This window comes from Acinetobacter sp. YH01025 (assembly GCF_013420185.1).
GTDB classification, from domain to species: Bacteria; Pseudomonadota; Gammaproteobacteria; order Pseudomonadales; family Moraxellaceae; genus Acinetobacter; species Acinetobacter indicus.
This window is the reverse complement of record NZ_VOYR01000019.1, coordinates 1-21,888: the sequence shown is the minus strand read 5'-3', so window position 1 is coordinate 21,888 and position 21,888 is coordinate 1. Positions and strand designations below refer to the sequence as shown.

Sequence of the window (21,888 nt, the reverse complement as noted above, 5' to 3'; positions counted from 1 at the left end):
GTTCAAATGGCGATTCAGCGTTTAATTGGTTTTGGGAAAAAAGAAGAGTTTAAGGAAATTTTGGCAATTTTAAGAAAGCAGAATCCTGATAGGATAAGGGTTCTGTGAAATTTGTCGTGTACAGAGAAAAAATGGGTAACTGTCAGATCAGGTTTGAGCTAGTACAATTAAAGCTTTATAGACTTCCGCCACCATCAACATTAATTACTTGACCTGTAATGAAGCTTGAATTATCTGAAAGTAAAAATGAAACAGCATTAGCAACATCCTCTGGCGTACCTATTCTACCAAGAGGTATTTTATCTAATAGTGCTTTTTCAGCATCACTTCCTTTTGGTCTAGTCTTTCTGAAAAGTTCTGTTTCAATTGGTCCAGGAGCAACACAATTCACTGTAATACCATAATCCGCTAGCTCTAAAGCCCATGTACGTGTACACCCGACCAAAGCACTCTTCGCGGCAGCATAAGATGTTCTTTCTTTAGAGCCATACATAGCACGACTTCCAATATTAATGATCCTTCCTGAATTTTGTTTCTTTAGATCTTCAATAAAATGTTGCGTAACTTGAATAGCTGTCCGAACATTTAAGTTCCAGACATCATTTAAAGATTCTAAATTAATTCCACCTAAGGGCTCAGGTAGACTAATTCCAGCATTATTAACGATTCCATTGACCTGATAAGAAGCTGAAATACTTTCTAGCACTTCTTGAGTCTGCTCAATATTTTTTAAATCACATTGATATAATTTTCCAGGGAATTCTATATTTTCTATATTTCTTGCAATACCAATAACTTCATTACCATCATCAATTATTTTCTGACAGATTGCTCTACCAATCCCCCTAGTTGCACCTGTTACCAAATAAACTCTTTTCATGTGATATCAACCATCTAACTAAACTAAAAGATACTGAACAATTCTGTCTGGAATGTCCATTCACCTTTAATGCCTATTTATGTATTTAACATAATGGTGGTTATACGCAATAAAAAAACCTGGGCACCAACCCAGGTCTAAAATTTAAAAAACAGATAAATATCAGTGTAATAAACTCATTTTTCTAATTTCGCATAACGTGTATTATGTTAATTTTAGGAAATATTAAAACTAATTTTCAGACTTATCCCACCAACTTTGAGCTAAATCAGTATTTTTAGGAATACCTATACCATCACGATACATAACGGAAAGACTTCGCATTGCTTTCTTATTACCTAACTTTGCAGCCTTTTCACGAAGTTCAAAAGCTTTATTAATATTAACTTCTATTCCGCTATCTGCACGAGTATATAGATCAGCTAACTCAACCATTGATTCAGAATGGCCATTTTCTGAGGCTTTCTGAAACCACTTAAAAGCTTTTTGGAAATGTTCTAAAGAATCGTTTTTGTCATCATCTTCCATTAATCTAGCATAAGTAACATATCCATCAGCTAACCAAAACATTGCTGCTACATTTCCATTTTCTGCTGATTTAAGAGCCCAAACTTCAGCTTGATTTTCATCTGAATCAACACCATGACCATATAGATAAATCTCGGCTAATTCTAACTGAGCAGAAGTATCTCCATTTTCTGCTTTCGCTAATAAATCATTAGAAAAAACAGGTTCTGCAAATGTTTCCATTGAAAGGCAAACTCCTAAAGCCATAAAAATATTTGTTAATTTATTCAATTTTTAACCTTTAAACTAAACTGTTAGGCTTGTATATTTTTATATCATACCTAAAAGAAAACTCTAAAATTAGAGTATGTCTTATCTCTATTTAACATAATGGCTGTTATACGAAATGAAAAAGCCTAGACACTAGTCCAGACTTTAAACTTTAAAAAACACATAAAAATCAGTATCATAAACTCATTTTTAGGACTTCGTATAACGTGTATTATGTTAATTTTAGACAATCTTAATTAATATTGATTTGGATGCTCTACATACCATTTAAGATTTTCTTGCGCTTTAGAATCACCTAACTCAGCTAAAGGCTTAATTATTTCTATTGCTTTAGCTACGTTTCTGTTGATTCCTTTACCACGGCTTTGTTGCATAAATATGTAAGCATCTGATTTAAATAAATTTAATTTTGGATCAAAAAATAATCAAAACTTTTAAAATCATATAGTTATGAAATCTTTGTGCAACAAAGCCGTTCAAACTTAATAGGATATTGATTGTGGAAACCGAGAGTTATCTGCTGGGTTAGATGTTCTGAATCTTTAGAAAGAAAGCCAATTATCTCGGAAGATAATTGGCTTGAGCAAAGAGTTTGGCTATCCGCTTATTCGTCGATCATCCCAATAACACGGTACTACAATCAAATTGTTTTCATGTAATCGTGACCATAATCGGACACCTAAATCCCGCTGCATATTTTGGACTGTGAAATTGGAAATCAGCAGGGTAGATTTCATATTGTCATAACGACTATATAAGATCTTATGCACCATCTCCAGGCGTTTTTCATGCCGGTCATGCAGGCCATATTCATCAATCACCAATAAATCAAAACTGGAGAAATGGTCGATAACTTCTTTCTCAGAGCGTGAAGCATCTGACCAGGTATCCATCATTTTTTGAGCGATTTCTGCACTGGTATAGTAGCGTGCAGATTTTGTACTATTATGCAGAATGTTGCGAATAATTGATGCACTCAGATGGGTTTTACCTGTACCCGGTGTACCAATCATCAACATGTTCGGGTTGTGGTCAGAAATAATCTGCTGTGCAAAGGCCTGACATAGTTTGATGGTATCGTCTTGTGCAGGGCATGCAACTACATAATTCTTGAAGCCACGATCCAGGTAACGTTTATTGAGCCCTGAATTTTTAATTTTCTGTTGTAGCAATCGCTGTTGCAGCTCATCTGCATAGGCTGCATGTGAGTGATGGACGGTTTCTTTGGCACACAATTTACAGAGCCTGTGACCGGCGATTTCCATCAGGGGTATATGATGGGTAGGGCAGAGTGTTTCTATTGTTTCTGCGCGAAACTGGAGTGTTTTAAGCATGGTATTCATGGCTGATCTCCTAAATCCATTTTGAATTTTCTAAAAAACTCTCATTTTTTTCTTCAAAATTTGAAGATGAAGATGAAGATGAAGATGAAGATGAAGATGAAGATGAAGATGAAGATGAAGATGAAGATGAAGATGAAGGGCATGATTCAAGCATGGCTTGAGTAATACTCGAGCTCTTCTCAGGAGCTGCTTGAGCATTTACTTTTCGTTGCTTGGTTGATGCTTGAGCATTACTTGCGGATTTATTCCAGCGTGCTTGAGCTGCATTTTTAGCTTTATCAGATTTCATTTGCTGATTTTGCAATGCCTGGCTTTTTAAACTGGTTAAAAAACTTGAATGAATCTGCTCAGACTCGACTTCAAACAATTCCAGAGCCATCAGCGTATTCAACAAAGTTTTAGCCTTGGTGTGCTGAGGTAATTTCGTGATGCTACATACAGTAGCTAGGTCATGAGGGATGGCACCATTTTTCCAGAAATCCATCATTAACAGCAGTGCCGCACCAATTTGTTCTGCCGTCATTCGTGCAAATTTTGCCTGTAGGTCGCCAATATAGAGTGGCATCCAAATTGAAATATCTTTATGCATGTGTTCACCTTTTTATAGATATAGAGGGGCTAAGGTCATCGATTGGATGACCTTCTGTCTGTGTTTGTTTTATTAGTGAGCGAGACTCATTAAGCGGAGACGGGCCTGTTGGGCCAAGTCATCGTAATGGGCTTGCCCTTCATCCAACATTCGCTGTAACCAGAGTCTCAACGCCTGGTGATCATCGAAGCATTTGTTGATCTCCAGCAAAAATGCCAGATTGTGCAGTTTGGGAATGTGTAGCTCATGGATTAATTCACGAGCGACCATATCTGCTTCAGGACTGACGACCACACCACCAAAGAAAGCTTTACTATTCATGTGCAAGCTCCTCTGTATTTAGTTTTTCCAGCATGGCTTCAAAAGCACTGCCATCGCGACGCGTAACATTGGGGATGTAACGGCTATAGACCCGGAATAGCATTTCAGTCGTTGAATGCCCCAATTGACGTGCGATCCATTCCGGATTCTCTCCCGCCGACAGCCAGAGTGTTGCTGCGGTATGACGTGTTTGATAGGCTCTTCTAGGCTTCAATCCTAGAAAGCGCAAGATCGGATGCCAGACACGTTTATTCACCAGACGGTAATCGAGAGGTCCACCGTCACGATTGCAGAATACAAACTCTGATTTGCCATTATTTAAGCTTTTCTGTTGTAGGAAGGCCTGATAAACCCGATCACTCATTTGGATGGTACGGTCAGAACCATAAGTTTTGGTTCCACCAAGCACACCATTCACTAACGCTTCTCTGATATGGATTTCACGACGTTGTAAGTCGATATTTTTCCATTGCAGACCATCGATTTCACTGGTACGCATACCCGTAAAAAAGCGAATGGTGTAATAGGGGCGGAAGTCTTCACGCACTGTGGTAAGAATTTTATGCACCTCTTCCAGAGAAAAAGGTGTGACTTCAATCTTGCTTTCCTTCAGATTGTTAATATTTTTATAAGGCGACTCAAACTCGTATCGTTCAGCCGCATCATTGAGTATCATACGTAAAGGCGTCATGATTTGATTGATCCTCGATGCTTTTAGACTTGTCTGATCTTTTCCGTGTGTCACTTTGGCGAGAGAGGCACGGAAGTTCAGCAAGTCTGACTTCTTGATTTTCGAGAGAACCTGATTACCAAAAGCAGGAATCAAATAGTTTTTGATTACAATTGAAACCTTTTGCTGGTATGAGGTTCTCCATTCAACTTGTTTCTGCTTAAACCACAATTCAGTAAACTCTTTAAAAAGAGGAACCCTAGTTTGTACAGCGATTTGCTGACTTCTTTTTTCCTTAAAATCATCGACACGTTTACTTTTTGGAAAGTACTTTTCGTATTCAAAAGTGCCCAGTGTGATTTCTGCCTCAAGCTGTTCGAGACGTTTTTTCAAAATGCGACGGTTATAGGCATTGTCTTCAAGATTGGTTGTTTCTCTGCAACGAATGCCCATGTAGCGAAAGTCGGCAATCAGTTTGCCACTTCGTTCCCGGATGGTAGCCATCAGTTAAACCTCCTAAGCCTTATTGCAAAGCATCCATGCTTAAACCAGTGAATTTAAGCATTTCAGTTTCAATACGTTCCCAAACAAAAAGAATTTTGCGGCCACCAAAAGGACGGATGTAGTGAACACCTTCAATAAAGACACTGTCCTTCAGCTGGTTGCGAATGGTACGAGCGTCGTACTGGATTTTTTCAGCCAGTTGCTGGGCTGTGAGATAGGTATATGACATAATTGTATTCCTAGCGTAATTCATCGGATGTAAGGAATTTTTCATCCTTAGACCTAAAATAACCTCAAATTTAATTAAATGCAATTAAATTTTCATTGTATTAGAGGAAAAATTAATGGTTATTTGTAAGCTACCAATATTGTTGGCTGAAAGAAAAATGCGTGTAGCTGACTTAATTCGTGGTACAGGCATTAATAAGACAACTTTGCATAAGCTTTATAATGGCGAATTGACTCGAATTGATTTGGAGACCATCGATCGAATTTGTGATTATTTGGATGTACAGGTAGGGGATTTATTTGTTTTTGAAAAAGACAATAAAGAACAATCTGTTAGTCAGTAGTTTGGTCACAAATGGTCACATCAAAAAGTGAAATGGTCACAAATTATTGATCATTTGGTAAAAAATACCTTGTTTGGAAGAGAACAGGGTGATTTTTTGCCTTCAAAAAAGCTCTGAAAGTGGTGATCGATTGAGGACATTTAAGATCAATTGAGACCATTTTTTTTGTTGTGGGCACGCTATGGTCACATCTTGGTCACAAAATACAAATTACATTAAGAATATTTTTTATTGAATCGAATAACAAAGGAAGAAGAGTTTTTAAAAAATATAATAAAATCAACAAGAAAAAAGCCCCAATCTTTCGATCAGGGCTTTTTGAATTTGGAGCGGGAAACGAGACTCGAACTCGCGACCCCAACCTTGGCAAGGTTGTGCTCTACCAACTGAGCTATTCCCGCAGGGTCGATCAATTTTTTACTTTAAAAAATGAACAAAAAAGAATTTGGAGCGGGAAACGAGACTCGAACTCGCGACCCCAACCTTGGCAAGGTTGTGCTCTACCAACTGAGCTATTCCCGCATGCGGTGTATAATACATTATGCAAAAACAGGGTCAATAACTTTGTGAAAAAACTTGTGCTGATTGCATAAATAAAAGCCATTTTGACCAAGGTTTAGATGATTTCTGCTGTGAAATCAGCCAATAGCGGCGGTTCAAGCGGGAAAAAGGTGGTTTTCAGCCGGTCGCCACAATATCGCAAAAAGAACAGGGTATACTAAGATCAATCTCAGGCCTTTTTGGATGCATGATCATGAGTATAGAACAACAACTGATTGAACGCTTACACACCCTGAACCCGACACATTTAGACGTGGTGAATGAATCTTCTGGCCACGGCGGCTATTATCCGGGGAAGGAATCTCATTTTAAGGTGGTAATCGTCAGTGAACAGTTTGCCGGTTTACGTCTGGTGCAGCGCCATCAACAGGTCTATGCCGCGGTCGGTGATCTGTTAAGTCCAAGCAAGATTCATGCGCTGGCAATTCATGCTTTTGTTCAGGATGAATGGCAAGGACAGGATACCTCAAGCCCGGAATGTGCCCACGCCCCGAAACAATAACCCCGAACAAGAAATAGAGATCAGAACAGTTCATGGAAACCCAACTTTTACTTAAAATTATTCATATGACCAGCATCAGCGTATTGCTGGTCATTCTGCTGGCCCGTGGCCTGACCTTATTTAAAGGCGTGCAGGGCAACCAGCCCAATCCGGCCGGACGCACACTATGGGTGGCGCTACAACATTTATCGGTTACGCTGATAGTAGTAACCGGAATTGTGCTGCTGGCATTAAAGGATTTTCAGGTCGAAACCTGGTTTTATGCCAAAATCATTTTATTCCTGGTGATGCTGTCTTCGTTAATGAAAGCCTACCGTAAAACGGACAGTATTTTACTGGTGCAACGCCGCGCCGGCTGGGGCATAGCCCTGGTTGCATTACTGGCGATTATCGCCTTGGTAATGATCAAGCCAAGTTTTGGTTAATTGTTCGACAATAATGTCTATCTCTCGGCTATACTTCGCTACACTTGAGCCAATTAGAATATAAAATCAGAGGGATAGACATGCGAACACGTGTGGTCTTTAACCAGAAAGGCGGCGTTGGAAAATCCAGTATTACGGTCAATCTGGCCGCCATCAGTGCCCATCAGGGCTTTAAAACCCTGGTCATTGATTTGGACCCGCAAGCCAACTCCAGCCAGTATTTACTGGGTGATGATGCCACCTATTCCACCCATAAGCCGGCACTAGAGCCAAATATCCAGAACTATTTTGAAGAAGTGCTGGGCAATACCCAAAGCAAAGGCTTAATTGGCAATGCCTTGGGCTCGATCTTAAAAAGCCGCGCCAAAGGTCTGGAAGCCTATGTGCATCAATCGCCCTTTCCAAATCTGGATGTAATTCCAGCCAGTCCGGACCTGGGCAGTCTGGCCCATGCCTTAGAAAGCAAACATAAAATCTATAAATTGCGGGATGCCTTGGCCTCACTGGCCGGGCGTTATGAGCGGGTCTTTATTGATACACCGCCGGCGTTTAATTTCTTTACCTTATCGGCGCTGATTGCGGCTGACCGGGTATTAATTCCGTTTGACTGCGATGTGTTTTCCAAACGTGCCCTGCACAGCCTGATTGAAAATGTGCTGGAAACCCAGGAAGATCATAATGCCGAGCTGGAGATTGAAGGCATTGTGGTGAACCAGTTCCAGGCCCAGGCCAAGCTGCCACGAGAAGTGGTCGAGCAGCTGAAAGAGGAGCAGTTACCGGTATTTAACAGCATGCTGCCACCCTCAGTCATCATGAAAGAGTCGCATCATAAAAATCTGCCGCTTATTCATTTTGCTACAGATCATAAATTGACGCAGGCCTATCAATCGTTGTTCAATGAGATTGAACAGAAACAATCCTGAGATGGGCATGAAAACACTGTATATCAGCCTGCTGGCTGCCGGAACCTTGCTGCTGGGTGCCTGTGCCACGACGGTTAAACCGACCTATGTCTCGCCTACACATTATCAGGCGCTGAACTGTCAGCAGCTGCAAAGCGAATATAACCGGATTCAGTCCTATATTGATCAGGGCGTACAGGCGCCTAAACGGACCGGCGTTGGTGTGGGGGTGGGTCTTGGCGGAGGCTGGGGCAGTCGTGGCGGCTGGGGCATTGGCCCAAGTGTTTCGGTCAATATGGGACAATCATCGAATACCAAAAATACTGAACTGGCACGGGTGCTGGGCGAGCAGGAAGCGATTGTGCAGGCGGCGCGTTTTAAAGGCTGTCCAATTGTTGTACGCACCAAGCAGGCCAGTTAAGGCTTCGCATTTTTCACGCTGGGCTGGCAGTTTATGCGAGTCACGGCGTGAAAAATCTTAGCAAAATGTTTCAGAATAAATTATTAAAAATCTTAAATTTAAATAAAAATAAAGGCTTTTTTATCTGTCCAAATATCCTCCCAGTCGTGAGAAAAACTTGTCAGTTTTTATCAAATTAATATAAGGTGTGCGCCTAATTTCAGGTAATTTCAGGTGTCTATGATTGAAAGTTGGCTGTTTGTGCTGGCAATGATTGCGGTTCTGCTTATTCCGGGACCAACCAATGCTTTGCTTGCAAGTTCAGCACATCAACATGGAGTTGCCAGAACCAGTTTATTTGTGCCTGCCGAGCTGCTCGGCTATTTATATGCCATCAGTTTGTGGGCGCTGCTGATTCATCTGACCGTCCCAATCTGGCCGTATTTAAGCCATATTCTGCATGGCCTGAGCGCACTATATGTGCTGTGGACGGCTTTTCATTTGTGGAAGCATGCACATCTGGTCAAGCATAACCAGCTCAACCCGTCTATCCGCCCGCATCAGCTGTTTTTTGCCACCTTAAAAAATCCCAAGGCACTACTTTTTGCTGCCGGGATTTTACCGACTGAAACCTGGGATAATCCGACCAATTTCTTGATGGTTTATGCAGTGTTCTGTCTGGTGCTGTTGCCGACTGCGCTGTTCTGGATGTCTTTTGGTCGCGCGATTTTATCGGGAGAATCCAAGCAAATAAAAGCCGATCTCTTGTATAAAGGATCGGCCATGTTGCTGGTGCTGTGTGCTTTTCCGGTTATTCTGCGCTTTTTCGCTTAAGCGCGGACCTGCTTTTTCAGCTTCTGGCGGGCAAAACCAATCACCCCCGGCAAGACACTTAAAATAATGATGCCAAAAATCAGATAGGTAAAATTCTCTTTCACAATTGGCATGTTACCAAACAGATAACCCAGGGTAATAAATGAGCCAATCCAGCAGAAAGCGCCCACTACGTTATAGGTTAGAAAGTATTTATAGTTCATGCTCCCGGCACCGGCAACAAAAGGGGCAAAGGTGCGGGCAAAAGGCACAAAACGGGCAAAAATAATAGTTTTACCGCCATGCTTGGCAAAGAATTGCTGGGTGGCAATCAGGTGTTTTTTATTAATAAAGCGTGATTCAATTTCAAATACCCGCGGTCCAATATATTTACCAATATGATAGTTCAGGGTATCGCCGAGGACAGCGGCAATAAACAGTAAGCCGCCCAATAACCACGGGTCCATGGCACCGGTCGAGGCCGCTAAAGCACCGGCTGCAAATAACAGGCTGTCCCCCGGTAAAAAGGGCATCACCACCAGACCGGTTTCAACAAAGATAATCAGAAACAGGATGGCATAAATCCAGACCCCATAATTGGTAATGAACTCAAGTAAATGCGCATCAACATGCAGGATAAAATCAATCAGTTCCATGAGGGAAAAACAAGCAGAAATGTAGTCAAATCCTATCAGTCCGGTTGGTGAAAGTCAGTAGAAAAACGTAAATAAATTTCCGCTGTCCTCATTCTAAATTTGCAACGATACATCTTTGAAATGGTGATTTTTTGATATTCGGCCAGTCCCTAAGATAGCAGCATCTTTTTACTGATCTGCTGTAGGTTCTCTCATGTTTAATCCAAATACTGTGGTTGCCAAAATCTTTCAAACCCCTGCTTTGAACAACCTGTCGCTGCTACTGGCGCGTGTCTTGTTGGCTTATATTTTTATTGTGTCGGGCTGGGGTAAAATTGCCGGCTATAGCGCAACGGTGGGCTATATGGAAGCGATGGGCGTGCCGGGTGGCCTGTTGCCACTGGTGATTCTGCTGGAGCTGGGTGGTGGTCTGGCGATTTTACTGGGTCTGCAAACCCGTCTGGTGGCATTGGCACTGGCAGTATTCAGTTTGCTGACTGCATTTATGTTCCATGGCGCACCGGAAGATGCGGTTAACCTGATGAAGAACCTGGCGATTTCAGGCGGTTTCCTGCTGCTGGTGTTACAAGGTGCAGGTAAACTGAGCCTGGATCATCTGATTGAAAAATAAGATGCAATGCAGGGAAATAATTTTCCCGTCATTCAGTACAGGCAGCTCCGGCTGCCTTATTTTTTGCCTAAATAGATAATAAAGAAGAGGGTCGGGAACATCTGCCGGTAGCGGCCTGATTCGGAGATCCACACAGACTGATCTGAATCTTGTGTTTAATGCGCAGAAAAAATGCTAGAATACGGCGCTTATATTCGTTTGCCTCTCATAGTTGTTTGTCATGACTACCAATACTCAAATTACTGAAGATCGTATCCTGATTCTGGATTTCGGTTCTCAATATAGTCAGCTCATCGCACGTCGTGTTCGTGAAGCTGGCGTATATTCTGAAATGTATGCCTATGACATGTCTGAAGAAGACATTCGTGCATTTAATCCAAACGGTATCATCTTGTCGGGTGGACCTGAAAGCGTTCACCAGGAAGGCAGCCCGCGTGCACCACAAGTGGTGTTTGAACTGGGTGTGCCGGTATTGGGCATTTGTTATGGCCTGCAAACCATGTGCGAACAGCTTGGCGGTAAAGTTGAGCCAGGTACTGTCCATGAGTTTGGCTATGCAGAAGTAGACATCGTGGTGCGTGACCAGCTGATTGGTAACCTGCAAGACCGTGAAAACCAGCTGCATGTCTGGATGAGCCACGGCGATAAAGTTGCCCGTATTCCGGAAGGTTTCCAGGTGACAGCGCAAACTCCAAGCTGCCCAATTGCCATGGTATCTGACGAAACACGTCGTTTCTACGGCATCCAGTTCCACCCGGAAGTAACGCACACTTCTAAAGGTGCGGAATTACTGTCGAACTTCGTACACCAGATTTGTGGCTGTCGCGGTCTGTGGACACCAGAGCACATTATCGACCTGCGTGTAGAACAGCTACGTGAACAGATTGGCGATGAAAAAGTACTGCTGGGTCTGTCAGGCGGTGTGGACTCTTCTGTGGTTGCTGCATTGCTGCATAAAGCAATTGGCGATCAGTTGACCTGTGTATTCGTAGACAACGGTTTGCTGCGTTTAAACGAAGGCGACCAGGTTATGCAAATGTTTGCTGACAACATGGGGATCCGCGTGATTCGCGCCGATGCGGAAGATCGTTTCCTGTCTGCACTGGCAGGGGTCACTGATCCTGAAGCGAAACGTAAGATTATTGGTCGTGAATTTATTGAAGTGTTTGCTGAAGAAGCACGTAAATTAGATGGTGTGAAATTCCTGGCACAAGGTACGATTTATCCAGACGTGATTGAATCTGCCGCCAGCAAACAGGGCAAGGCGCATGTAATTAAATCACACCACAACGTGGGTGGTTTACCGGATGATTTGGCTTTTGAACTGGTTGAACCGTTACGTGACCTGTTTAAAGATGAAGTACGTAAACTGGGCACCACTTTAGGTCTGCCACACAGCATGATTTACCGTCATCCATTCCCGGGTCCAGGTTTGGGCGTGCGTATTCTGGGTGAAGTGAAAAAAGAATATGCCGACATTTTACGTCTGGCTGATGACATCTTTATGCAGGAACTGCGTGCCAGCGGCTGGTATGACAAAACTGCACAAGCCTTTGCTGTATTCCAGCCAGTGAAATCTGTTGGGGTGGTGGGTGATGGCCGTCGTTATGCCTGGGTTGTTGCCCTGCGTGCCGTTGAAACAGTTGACTTTATGACAGCACGTTTCGCGCACCTGCCATATGATCTGGTAGATCGTATTTCAACTCGTATCATGAACGAGATTAAAGACGTTTCACGTGTGGTATATGACGTATCGTCTAAACCACCTGCAACAATTGAATGGGAGTAATTCAGGGCTTTCGGATAGTACTGCTGTCCGCCTGAATTACGCCAAGGGCTGTGCCCGCGGCAGTGGGGTTTTACGAAGCATTGCTTTGTGCCTGAATTACGCCATGAGCCCATTTTAAAGCATTGCTTTTAAAATCGGCGCAAGGTGCGCGGCAGTTTAGAAGCCCGAAATTATTTAAAAAAGAGCGCCTCGGCGCTCTTTTTGTATTTAAACCACCCAGGAAATATTGGACGGGCAGGCCGGTTTTTTCGGTTCGCTCATGCCAATATCATAGTGCAGTACACAATTACGCCCATGCTGTTTGGCCGCATATAAGGCAATATCAGCTTCTTTAATTAATGTGGTTAAATCGGGCTGCTCGGCTTTAAGTTCAGATACCCCAATCGAAACGGTAAAATTCAGGCTGATATTCTGGCCAATATAAATCCGGTGCTGAGCAATTTTGGTTCTTAAACGTTCGGCAATCAGCAGTGCATCCTGCAGACTGGTTTCGGTGAGTAAAGCAGTAAATTCCTCGCCACCAAAACGCGCCAGAATATCCTTGCGCCGCATTTCCTTACGGGCAATATCGGCAATGGTCTGCAGCACCTGATCACCGACGTCATGACCATGAGTGTCATTAATCTGCTTGAAATAATCGACATCAAACATCAGCAGGCAGGTCGAAGCATGCTGCGGCCATTCATGTACCTTATGCTCGGCAATATGCACAAACTGGCGGCGGTTGCTGAGCTGGGTCAGCTCGTCGGTATGTGCCAGCTCTTGCAGAATATGGAAATTCCAGTCATTTAGCATGGTTCTGAGAAAATTACGCCGTGCATTCAGGGTATTGGTCCAGCTGATATATAAACTGAACAGCCAGATTGGCAGATAGACCAGCGCAAAAATGATGGTTTCAATGGCACTGGTTAAGTTAGATACGCCTAAAAACACCACGGTACTGATTAAAAACGAGGTATATAGCGCCGGCTTAAAGCACACCTGAATACACAAATTGGCCAGCACCACAAAAATGACCGAGGCATAGATATAGATATCGATATAGGGGCTGTTCGACAAGGACATCAGATAAAACCACAGGCCGGCACAAACCAGCGTGCCGACCGGTAAAATCTGGTCATGGATCCGGATATCTTTCACATATTTGAACAGGAAATAATTAATGCTGATGGCCAGTACAATCACGATGACTCTGGCGATACCGGAGAGCAGACTGACATCGGGCAGTACAAAATAATCGGCGAAAAAGTACAGTAAAAATGCCAGCTGACCAATGTGATTGACCTGTTGTAAATACAGCTTCTGGTGAATGGTCTGGAATTTATAAAAATAGTCTTCAAACTGGGGCGGAATACGGGCAGCCGGATCTTGCAGGGCCTGTTCCAGGGCCTGACGACTTTCCAGGTCGCACTCTGACGCTTGTAAAATATGTCGATCCGAATCATCGGGTGCAAGATCTGTTGAATTCGTCGACATTCTAATCCGATTTCCCATCTTCATAGAATTGCCCCAAGTCTTTAATAAAATCAAAGTAATAGTATAGCTTTGACGATTAAAAAAAGACCTCCCTAAATATGGGTAATTTGCTGAAAAAAAGCCTCAAAACGGCAGGAAAAGAGAGGAAATTGTGCGCTGGTGCTCACATGAATCCTTACAACAAAAAGCGATTTTTTGATTGTTCTGCCAGGAGAATGCTGCATATTAACTGAACTATAGCAAACTCATGCAGCATCCGCGTATAAGATAAACAACAAGATGAGCGACATGGAACATCGCCAGAGTTAGGATACAACTATGACCAATGCCAACTATACCGAACTGTCCCATTCAGACGATTGTGAAAAATATATCCAGCAGTTTATTCAGGAAGTGCCGCTGCGCCGTGCAGAAATCGGGCAGGGCACCGTCATTAAACGCGCCTTGCCCAGCCGTCATAAACGCATGATTGGCGCCTGGTGCTTTTTAGACCATGCCGGTCCGGTCAGCTTTCCGCAGGGTGACGGGCTAGATGTCGGACCACATCCGCATATCGGCCTGCAAACCTTTACCTGGATGATTGAAGGCACCCTCATGCATACCGATAGTGTCGGTTCCAAACAATTGATCCGGCCGAAACAGGTCAACCTGATGACAGCCGGGCAGGGGATTTCGCATACCGAAGTCGCGCCAGAGCAGGAAACCCACATGCATGCGGCCCAGCTGTGGATTGCCTTGCCGGATGCCAAGCGCAATATGCCGCCGCGTTTTGACCATTATCCTGAATTACCGGTGGTGTCACGAGATGGGGTTGAATTTACCGTACTGGTCGGAGAGTTTCTGGAAACCCGCTCGCCGGTTGAGGTGCATAGCCCGTTACTGGCAGTGGACTTAACTGCGGCAGAAACGGTGCGCACCCGGCTTCAGCTGAATCCGGCCTTTGAATATGGCTTTATGGCGCTAGAAGGCACGGCGCATATTAACCAGCATGAACTGAACGAAGACAATATGGTGGTGCTGGAGCCGGGTCTGCAGGACATTGAGATTGAACTGCACCAGGGTGCACGCGTACTGTTACTGGGCGGTGAGCCATTTGAATCCGCGATTTTACTATGGTGGAACTTTGTCGGACGTACCCAGGACGAGCTGAGCGAGGCACGTGACCAGTGGGTCAATCAGGACCCGCGTTTTGGCAGCATTCCAGATTATAATGGGCCACGGCTGGAAGCACCGGCCCTGCCAGATAAAATGCGTGCTTCACGTTAAGCAGGCATGATGAATTGAACTTCAGGCCCAAGCGTCGCGATCGATGGATGGGCTTGATGATGCTGAGTTGCTGCAACCGGTCAAGGTAGCCGGTGGTTCTTTATTTCAAGAAAAACAATCAGAGTATCATTATGATTACTGTGCATCATCTGGAACAGTCGCGTTCCTTCCGTATTTTGTGGGCCCTGGAAGAACTGGGCCAGCCTTATCAGATTGAATTTTATCGCCGTTTACCGAGTTTTGCCGCGCCACCAGAGTTAAAACGGGTGCATCCGCTGGGTAAAGCACCAATTTTGACAGATGGTGGGCAGCCGATTGCCGAATCTGCGGTGATTTTAGAGTATTTACAGGAACAGTATGATCCGGCGCAGCAGTTCAAGCCAACACATCCGGCCGATCAGCAGCAGTACCGTTACTGGATGCACTATGCCGAAGGTTCACTGATGCCATTGCTGGTGATGCAGCTGGTGGCCAGTAAAGTGCCGCAGCGCGCACCCTGGCTGATTCGTCCGGTGGCAGCAAAAGTCAGTGAAGGTATCCGGCAGGGTTTTATTCAGCCGCGACTCAAAGATCATATCCAGTTTCTGGAAGATTATCTGGCCACACATGACTATTTTGCCGGCACATTTTCCTTTGCCGATATTCAGATGGCCTTTCCGCTACAGGCCTTGCAAAGCCGTACTGATGGCAAATATCCGCAGATTGAGCGTTATCTGCAGCGACTAGCACAGCGCGAGGGCTATCAGCGGGCGTTCGCTCGTGAACAGAAGCTAGAGGCACAGTTGGCCTAAACAAAATTTGAAGCTATAAAAAAAGATGCTTGCGCATCTTTTTTATTATTGGCGTTTCACCACAATCGAATCAATCCCGCTATGTTGCAGGGTTTGCTGAGCAATTAGCGCCGCCTCTGCAGAGGTATATGGCCCCGAAATTACCCGATACCAGGTTTCACCACCTTCTACGGTTTTGACCACATCGGCGGACAGACCATTCAGAATAATTTCAGCTCGACGTGCATCGGCGGCATCCGGATCGGTATAGCTGCGGACCTGCAGAATATAGCTGGCAGGCGCGGCCACGGGCGGTTCAGTTGGCGTGATGCCCGCCGTCGCTTCACTGGCGGCTGCGGGCGCTGCCGGCTCAACAATTGGCGCTTCGACAATCACCACTGCCGTCTGTTCCTGGGTTTCAGGTACGGCCTGCTCCGGAATTGGTGTTACCTGTTGCTGGGGCAGCAGGTCATAGAAGCGGTAATCCTTGTTGGTGTCTTCCTGATAATGTTCAGAAGTGATCTGGCCTTTTGGTGGCACAGGTTCCCACGGCTTCCACAGCATTAAGGCCACTGCGAAACATAACACGACCAGAATCACCACCAGTGTGCCTAACCAGGTCGGAATGAGTGGTTTTTTGGGCTTATTTGGTCGTTCTGATACACCGCGTTGCGTTTTTCCAAACACGAGGGAACCTCTTTATTCTGATTATTGGCTGATTGGCTGGACAGGTGCGTGATGGTACGCCTGCCCAGCAGAAGAATGTCTTGGTTTACATGCTTTCAGGTGCAGAAACACCTAATAATTCTAAACCATTGCGCAAGGTTTGTTGTACGTTTACTGAAAGCAATAAGCGGGCTTGAGTAAGCGCAGCATCATCATTGAGCACTTTGTGTTCATTATACCAGCCGTGAAATAAAGCTGCTAATTCTTTCAAGTAGTTACCAACCTGATGGGGTTCGCAGGCATTGGCAGCACGGGTCACGATTTCAGGATAGGCCGCCAGCTTGGCCAGAATTTCAGTTTCAGCCTCCAGTTCCAGCTTGGCCGCAAACTGACGCGCGTCAAGCGCATTAAAATTCACGCCTGTGCTGGCCGCTTTTTCCAGCATACGGCAGATACGGGCATGCGCATACTGGATGTAATACACCGCATTGTCTTTGCTTTGTGAGACCGCTAAATCCAGGTCAAAGTCGATGTGCTGCTCAGATTTACGCATGACATAGTAGAAACGTGCTGCATCGTTGCCGACTTCTTTACGCAGGTCACGCAAGGTCACGAACTGGCCAGAACGGGAAGACATCTGAACCATCTCGCCGCCGCGCCATAAGCTCACAAACTGCACCAGTAAAACGGTTAGTTTTTTCGAGTCATAACCCATCGCATCAATTGCAGCTTTTACACGGGAGATATAACCGTGGTGGTCAGAACCCCAGATATCAATCAGGTCGGTATAGCCACGTTGTAATTTGTTCAGGTGATACGCAATGTCTGAAGCGAAATAAGTGGTTTGACCATTACGACGTTTGACCACGCGGTCTTTTTCATCGCCAAACTCAGTCGATTTAAACCAGATGTTGCCATCTTGCTCATACAGATAACCACGCTGATCCAGCGTTTGCAGCGCTTCATCAATTTTTTCAGTTAAAGAGGCTTCGCTAAACCACTGGTTAAAGGTTACGCCAAATTCACCGAGGTCATCTTTAATGTCATCCAGAATGGCTTTTAAAGCCGCCTGATGGAATACGCGATAGCCTTCGCCAATTAAAGTTTGTGAATTGAAAATCAGACCATCAATGTGTTTTTCTTTGTCGCCAGACAGGACCACCTTGTTGCCTTCTGCATCCGGTTCAGCTGCATACTGCACATCTTCCGGTACATCTTTATAGACATCGGCCACTGGACGTACATAAGCATCACCATCCTGGTCGATAATGCTTTGCGCGATTTCTTTAACGTAATCACCCTGATAGGCATTTTTCGGGAATACCAGTTCCTGACCGGTCAGTTCCAGATAACGCAGGTAAGTTGATGTTGCCAGAATGTCCATTTGACGGCCGGCATCGTTCACATAGTATTCACGATCTACGGTCGCGCCAGTGGCTTCGAGCAGGTTGGCAACGGTCATGCCATAAGCAGCACCGCGACCATGACCCACGTGCAGGCTGGACGTCGGGTTGGCAGAAACGAATTCAACCTGAATGCGTTTGCCCGCGTTCACTTTGGTGCGGCCAAACTGGTCTTGCTGCGCCTGAATTTGATCAAGAATGGCAAAACGCTGGTCGGCATTTAAGAAGAAGTTGATAAACCCCGGACCGGCAATTTCTGCTTTGCTGATGTCTGCCACTTCTGGCAATGCAGCCAGAATTTTTTCGGCCAGATCACGCGGCTTCATGCCCGCAGCTTTAGAGGCAATCATGGCGATATTTGAGGCAAAGTCACCGTGGCTTCGGTCTTTGGTTCGCGTCAAATTACTGGTGTTGTTCCAGTCTGCTGGGAGGACACCTTCTGCTTGAAGGGATTGCACTGCATGTTCAAGAGCTGCTTGGATTGCCGTATTCATAATCAGTCGAAAAATAAATGTCGCAGAAAAACAGCAAATATAGCAAATTTCACTGTCTTTAGGTGAACGCATTTGTAGTGAATGAAGATTGTCCGACATTCTGCGCCATCTGTAGCCTGAAAATGCTACCATGGCCATGAAATGACCTGATCAATGACGGATTTGTCCCGCTGTAGGAGCACGCATGCACGCCAAACGTCCTGTAATCATCGCCAATATTCCTAAACTGCCAGCAAAATGGGCGGGCATTATTATGCCGCTGCTGCTGTCTGGCCTGATGAGCGGTATTATTTCCATGGTCAATATGCTGCGTGCGCTGGGCTGGGTCGAAGGACTGATCACACTGTGGTTCCAGAACTGGATGATTTCCTGGGCCATTGCCTTTCCGGTGGTGCTGGTGGTGTTGCCGCTGGTGCGCCGGTTTACCGCGATGCTGGTGGATATGCCGGGCGCACCCAAATAGCATTTAGCTCGATGCACCAGACTCCTGACAGGACACCGGTTTACTCAGCAGATCGGCATTGCCATTCTGGAAGGTATAAAGCCGGGAGGCATTAAAAATCTTGATCACCTTGGCCTGCGCAATGGCTGCCTGGAAGCGTTTCAATGGCTCATCGGTATGTACATTAAAAGGATTGCCATAATTCTGATTGTCGAGCAGGAACTGGATCTGTCCGGCATTCGGATCATAAGCCTTTAACAATGTCTTGCCTTCGGCACTGCTCAGCGAGAAGGTTGGTCGCTGGCTGCTGATCTTGCAGTGCAGGGCCAGAGTCAGAATCACTCCATCCTGAGCCTTGTTTTTCAGCTGATAGCGTCCCAGCTGTTCATTTTCAATATAGACCCATTGTTGAGTGGGCATGCTGACAGTAAATTTTTCCAGTTGCTCCAGGGTTTTTTTACTGATATCCACCACGCCATCTTTGTCGATTTTCGGTGCTTTGTCTTTACTGGAGAATAAACCGGTCACCTGATCGCTGACTTTTTCAGTGGTATTGGAAAGGGTCTGGCAGCCGCCTAACCCCAGCACAGCGGCCAAACCGCCCAGTGTAATCCATGGCTTGATATACATGATTTTTAAATATGTCGTTGTGTTTTGCCCCAGAGCATACCCAAATTGAGGCCAATTGAAAAATCTGCACTGGCTGCATGTAACAGAAAAACAGCGAAAAACTACATCCTGATGGGTCGAGGATTTGTAAGCTAAACAGGCAGGGGATTGATTTGGGTATAAAAAACCGCATTTTGAGCTTCGGGAAAGCGTTATTTCGTGACTGGATGCCGGATTGGACAAATTTATTCAGTACCTAAATTATCCACAAATCATTATCAATTTTCTAAATACCCTATTGTCCTCAAAACGGGCTAAGCTAGCTTATCTCCCAGAGGAACTTTTGCTTTGAGCCTCCTTCTGGATCATCGAATAATGAGATCGGAAATGACATCAGCGAATTCAGCCACCAAAAAACCGCTTTACATCCCTTATGCCGGAAACACGCTTCTGGAGCTGCCTTTGCTTAATAAAGGCGGTGCATTTACAGAAGAGGAACGCCGCCATTTTAATCTCCACGGTTTACTTCCACATGCCATCGAGAGCATTGAAGAACAGAGTCAGCGCTCCTATCAGCAGTATGTGTCGTTTAACGATGCCATCAACAAGCATATTTATTTACGAAATATTCAGGACACCAACGAAACCCTGTTCTATCACTTAATTGAGCATCACTTAAGTGAAATGATGCCGATTATTTATACCCCAACGGTCGGTGAGGCCTGCCAGCGTTTTTCTGATATTTACCGCCGTCATCGTGGCATCTTCCTGGCTTATCCGGACCGCGGCCATATTGATGACATTCTGCAAAATGTGAACAAGAAAAACGTGAAGGTGATTGTAATCACTGATGGCGAGCGCATCTTAGGTCTTGGTGATCAGGGCATTGGCGGGATGGGCATTCCGATTGGCAAATTATCCTTATATACCGCATGTGGTGGGATCAGCCCGGCTTATACCTTGCCAATTACTTTAGATGTAGGTACCAACAACCCGCAACTGCTGGATGATCCAATTTATATGGGCTGGAATCAGCCGCGGATTACCGGCGATGAATACTATGCCTTTGTTGATGAAGTGATTGCCGCGATCCAGCGCCGCTGGCCAAAAGCGCTGATCCAGTTTGAGGATTTCGCTCAGAACAATGCCATGCCATTGTTAAACAAATATCGTGACCAGATTTGCTGTTTTAATGATGATATTCAGGGTACCGCGGCCGTTTCGGTGGGCAGTTTAATTGCTGCCTCACGTGCCGCTGGTAAACAGCTGAAAGATCAGGTGGTGGCTTTCCTCGGTGCCGGTTCTGCTGGTAGCGGCATAGCCGAGCAGATTATTGCGCAGATGATGTATGAAGGTTTAAGCGATGCCGAAGCGCGTGCGCGGGTATTTATGGTTGACCGTTTTGGCCTGATCACCGAAAACCAGCCGAATCTGCTGGACTTCCAGCGCAAACTGGCACAGCCGCCTGAACGGGTTGCAGCCTGGGGCAATGCCGATGACATGATTTCACTACTCGATGTAGTCAAACATGCCAAACCAACGGTATTGATTGGTGTATCGGGTCAGCCGGGGCTGTTTACCGAAGAAATTATTCGCACACTAACGGAGAATTGTGAGCGACCAATTGTAATGCCACTGTCGAATCCAACCTCACGGGTTGAGGCGGTGCCGGCTGATATCCTGCAATGGTCTGAAGGTAAGGCGCTGATTGCAACTGGTAGTCCATTTGCACCGGTGAATTATCATGGCAAGATTTATCATATCTCACAGTGTAATAACTCCTATATTTTCCCGGGTATTGGTTTGGGTGTAGTCGCCTCCGGCGCGACCCGAGTCACAGACAGTATGCTGATGGCGTCGAGTAATGCACTGGCAGACTGTTCGCCGATGCTGCTTGATCCCGCCGCTGATCTGCTGCCGGATTTAAATGAAATCCAGAAGGTTTCGAAAATTATTGCCTTTAAAGTGGCTAAAGCGGCGATGCTGGCCGGTGTAGCGCCGGTAATCAGTGACGAGTTACTGGCAGAGGCGATTGAGGCGAATTTCTGGAAACCGGAATACCGCAGTTATCGCCGGATTACCTTCTAAAATATAGACAAACACAACAAGGAGCTTCGGCTCCTTTTTTTTAGGGCAGCTGTTGATCGCAACTGGTCGGAAACAGGCGGTTTGTAGCCCCGAAATGAAAGCGGGAGACTGGATTAAAAAATAAGCATTGTTTAGAATCGGGGCAAATTAAAACAATAGCTTTTATAACAATGATAACCCGTGTTCATATCCATACTGCCTTGGAGCAGGCCGGCCTCAGCCCACAAAAACGTGCCCTCCATATTCAATTTTCTCAGCCTGCCTTAAATACCGATGTTTTCTTGCAGCGCATCGACGGTGAACACCAGCTCAATCAGGGCTTATGTGCTGAACTGATCT

General features: G+C 45.2%; 25 protein-coding genes and 2 tRNA genes. 12 read left to right on the top strand and 15 right to left on the bottom strand.

The annotated features are described in order from the left end of the window. Positions 1-175: 175 nt before the first annotated feature. The 8 genes from FTT89_RS13885 to FTT89_RS13850 all read right to left on the bottom strand — a co-directional run bounded on the left by FTT89_RS13885 (position 176) and on the right by FTT89_RS13850 (position 5,334). Entirely contained in the window at positions 176-880 is a 705-nt protein-coding gene (locus tag FTT89_RS13885) for an SDR family oxidoreductase (RefSeq protein WP_160241742.1), read from the bottom strand. A gap of 231 nt (positions 881-1,111) precedes the next feature. After that, a complete protein-coding gene (locus tag FTT89_RS13880) occupies positions 1,112-1,630 on the bottom strand; it encodes a tetratricopeptide repeat protein (RefSeq protein ID WP_000447193.1) in 519 nt (172 codons plus the stop codon). 284 nt (positions 1,631-1,914) lie between these two features. Then, positions 1,915-2,052: a hypothetical protein gene (locus FTT89_RS13875; RefSeq protein WP_160241741.1), complete on the bottom strand. Its 138-nt coding sequence runs from the start codon at positions 2,050-2,052 to the stop codon at positions 1,915-1,917. 222 nt (positions 2,053-2,274) lie between these two features. After that, complete coding sequence (locus tag FTT89_RS13870; RefSeq protein ID WP_160241740.1) at positions 2,275-3,021, bottom strand: ATP-binding protein; 747 nt, start codon at positions 3,019-3,021, stop codon at positions 2,275-2,277. A 10-nt stretch (positions 3,022-3,031) separates the two neighbouring features. Then, positions 3,032-3,610, bottom strand: a complete 579-nt coding sequence (locus FTT89_RS13865; protein ID WP_168408778.1) for a DUF1376 domain-containing protein — start codon at positions 3,608-3,610, stop codon at positions 3,032-3,034. Between the two features lie 72 nt (positions 3,611-3,682). Continuing rightward, complete coding sequence (locus FTT89_RS13860; RefSeq protein ID WP_004895356.1) at positions 3,683-3,931, bottom strand: hypothetical protein; 249 nt, start codon at positions 3,929-3,931, stop codon at positions 3,683-3,685. Further along, positions 3,924-5,105, bottom strand: a complete 1,182-nt coding sequence (locus FTT89_RS13855) for a site-specific integrase (protein ID WP_160241738.1) — start codon at positions 5,103-5,105, stop codon at positions 3,924-3,926. Before FTT89_RS13855 ends, FTT89_RS13860 begins: the two co-directional genes overlap by 8 nt. Before the next feature lie 19 nt (positions 5,106-5,124). Beyond that, entirely contained in the window at positions 5,125-5,334 is a 210-nt protein-coding gene (locus tag FTT89_RS13850) for a hypothetical protein (RefSeq protein WP_000122748.1), read from the bottom strand. 115 nt (positions 5,335-5,449) lie between these two features. On the opposite strand from FTT89_RS13850, the gene FTT89_RS13845 reads away from it, so the two are divergent. Further along, entirely contained in the window at positions 5,450-5,677 is a 228-nt protein-coding gene (locus FTT89_RS13845) for a helix-turn-helix transcriptional regulator (RefSeq protein WP_160241737.1), read from the top strand. Positions 5,678-6,002: 325 nt separating this feature from the next. On the opposite strand, the gene FTT89_RS13840 is transcribed toward FTT89_RS13845, so the two are convergent. Next, positions 6,003-6,078 (bottom strand) — tRNA-Gly (locus FTT89_RS13840). A 45-nt stretch (positions 6,079-6,123) separates the two neighbouring features. Next, a tRNA-Gly gene (locus FTT89_RS13835) sits at positions 6,124-6,199 on the bottom strand. Positions 6,200-6,431: 232 nt separating this feature from the next. Here FTT89_RS13835 and FTT89_RS13830 point away from each other — a divergent pair. From FTT89_RS13830 to FTT89_RS13810, 5 genes are all read left to right on the top strand, one after another. Further along, positions 6,432-6,740, top strand: coding sequence for a BolA family transcriptional regulator (locus FTT89_RS13830; RefSeq protein WP_016658959.1), 309 nt, complete (start codon positions 6,432-6,434; stop codon positions 6,738-6,740). Between the two features lie 32 nt (positions 6,741-6,772). After that, complete coding sequence (locus tag FTT89_RS13825) at positions 6,773-7,165, top strand: SirB2 family protein (RefSeq protein WP_160241736.1); 393 nt, start codon at positions 6,773-6,775, stop codon at positions 7,163-7,165. An 80-nt stretch (positions 7,166-7,245) separates the two neighbouring features. After that, positions 7,246-8,088 (top strand): ParA family protein, encoded by an 843-nt coding sequence (locus FTT89_RS13820; RefSeq protein ID WP_005181342.1) that lies wholly within the window; start codon positions 7,246-7,248, stop codon positions 8,086-8,088. Between the two features lie 7 nt (positions 8,089-8,095). Beyond that, a complete protein-coding gene (locus tag FTT89_RS13815) occupies positions 8,096-8,488 on the top strand; it encodes a hypothetical protein (protein ID WP_005181343.1) in 393 nt (130 codons plus the stop codon). A 219-nt stretch (positions 8,489-8,707) separates the two neighbouring features. Beyond that, positions 8,708-9,301 carry a LysE family translocator gene (locus tag FTT89_RS13810; protein WP_005181344.1) on the top strand — a complete coding sequence of 198 codons (594 nt, stop codon included), beginning with the start codon at positions 8,708-8,710 and terminating at the stop codon, positions 9,299-9,301. Here FTT89_RS13810 and FTT89_RS13805 read toward each other — a convergent pair. Then, positions 9,298-9,936, bottom strand: a complete 639-nt coding sequence (locus FTT89_RS13805) for a DedA family protein (RefSeq protein WP_005181345.1) — start codon at positions 9,934-9,936, stop codon at positions 9,298-9,300. The genes FTT89_RS13810 and FTT89_RS13805 overlap by 4 nt on opposite strands. A 193-nt stretch (positions 9,937-10,129) precedes the next feature. Between FTT89_RS13805 and FTT89_RS13800 the strand changes: the two genes are divergently transcribed. Both FTT89_RS13800 and guaA read left to right on the top strand, forming a co-directional pair. After that, complete coding sequence (locus FTT89_RS13800) at positions 10,130-10,546, top strand: DoxX family protein (RefSeq protein WP_016658964.1); 417 nt, start codon at positions 10,130-10,132, stop codon at positions 10,544-10,546. Positions 10,547-10,766: 220 nt separating this feature from the next. After that, entirely contained in the window at positions 10,767-12,335 is a 1,569-nt protein-coding gene (guaA, locus tag FTT89_RS13795) for a glutamine-hydrolyzing GMP synthase (RefSeq protein ID WP_016658965.1), read from the top strand. Positions 12,336-12,542: 207 nt separating this feature from the next. On the opposite strand, the gene FTT89_RS13790 is transcribed toward guaA, so the two are convergent. Then, positions 12,543-13,811 carry a GGDEF domain-containing protein gene (locus tag FTT89_RS13790; RefSeq protein WP_168370292.1) on the bottom strand — a complete coding sequence of 423 codons (1,269 nt, stop codon included), beginning with the start codon at positions 13,809-13,811 and terminating at the stop codon, positions 12,543-12,545. Positions 13,812-14,129: 318 nt separating this feature from the next. Here FTT89_RS13790 and FTT89_RS13785 point away from each other — a divergent pair, with 318 nt between their 5' ends. Both FTT89_RS13785 and FTT89_RS13780 read left to right on the top strand, forming a co-directional pair. Beyond that, on the top strand, positions 14,130-15,077 hold the full coding sequence (locus FTT89_RS13785; RefSeq protein WP_104989271.1) for a pirin family protein: 948 nt from the start codon (positions 14,130-14,132) through the stop codon (positions 15,075-15,077). 131 nt (positions 15,078-15,208) lie between these two features. Further along, positions 15,209-15,868 carry a glutathione S-transferase family protein gene (locus FTT89_RS13780; protein ID WP_127799289.1) on the top strand — a complete coding sequence of 220 codons (660 nt, stop codon included), beginning with the start codon at positions 15,209-15,211 and terminating at the stop codon, positions 15,866-15,868. A 45-nt stretch (positions 15,869-15,913) separates the two neighbouring features. Here FTT89_RS13780 and FTT89_RS13775 read toward each other — a convergent pair whose 3' ends face one another. Together FTT89_RS13775 and argS are read right to left on the bottom strand one after the other, a co-directional pair. Continuing rightward, the gene (locus tag FTT89_RS13775; RefSeq protein ID WP_075168056.1) at positions 15,914-16,534 is read right to left on the bottom strand and encodes an SPOR domain-containing protein; all 621 of its coding nucleotides are present in this window, start codon (positions 16,532-16,534) and stop codon (positions 15,914-15,916) included. A gap of 85 nt (positions 16,535-16,619) precedes the next feature. After that, positions 16,620-18,410 carry an arginine--tRNA ligase gene (argS, locus tag FTT89_RS13770; RefSeq protein ID WP_075168077.1) on the bottom strand — a complete coding sequence of 597 codons (1,791 nt, stop codon included), beginning with the start codon at positions 18,408-18,410 and terminating at the stop codon, positions 16,620-16,622. Between the two features lie 184 nt (positions 18,411-18,594). Here argS and FTT89_RS13765 point away from each other — a divergent pair, with 184 nt between their 5' ends. Next, positions 18,595-18,873, top strand: coding sequence for a DUF2798 domain-containing protein (locus FTT89_RS13765; RefSeq protein ID WP_005181365.1), 279 nt, complete (start codon positions 18,595-18,597; stop codon positions 18,871-18,873). 3 nt (positions 18,874-18,876) lie between these two features. Here FTT89_RS13765 and FTT89_RS13760 read toward each other — a convergent pair whose 3' ends face one another. Next, positions 18,877-19,482: a hypothetical protein gene (locus FTT89_RS13760; protein WP_168370293.1), complete on the bottom strand. Its 606-nt coding sequence runs from the start codon at positions 19,480-19,482 to the stop codon at positions 18,877-18,879. A gap of 366 nt (positions 19,483-19,848) precedes the next feature. On the opposite strand from FTT89_RS13760, the gene FTT89_RS13755 reads away from it, so the two are divergent. Further along, positions 19,849-21,549 carry an NAD-dependent malic enzyme gene (locus tag FTT89_RS13755; protein WP_016658973.1) on the top strand — a complete coding sequence of 567 codons (1,701 nt, stop codon included), beginning with the start codon at positions 19,849-19,851 and terminating at the stop codon, positions 21,547-21,549. Positions 21,550-21,888 lie beyond the last annotated feature (339 nt).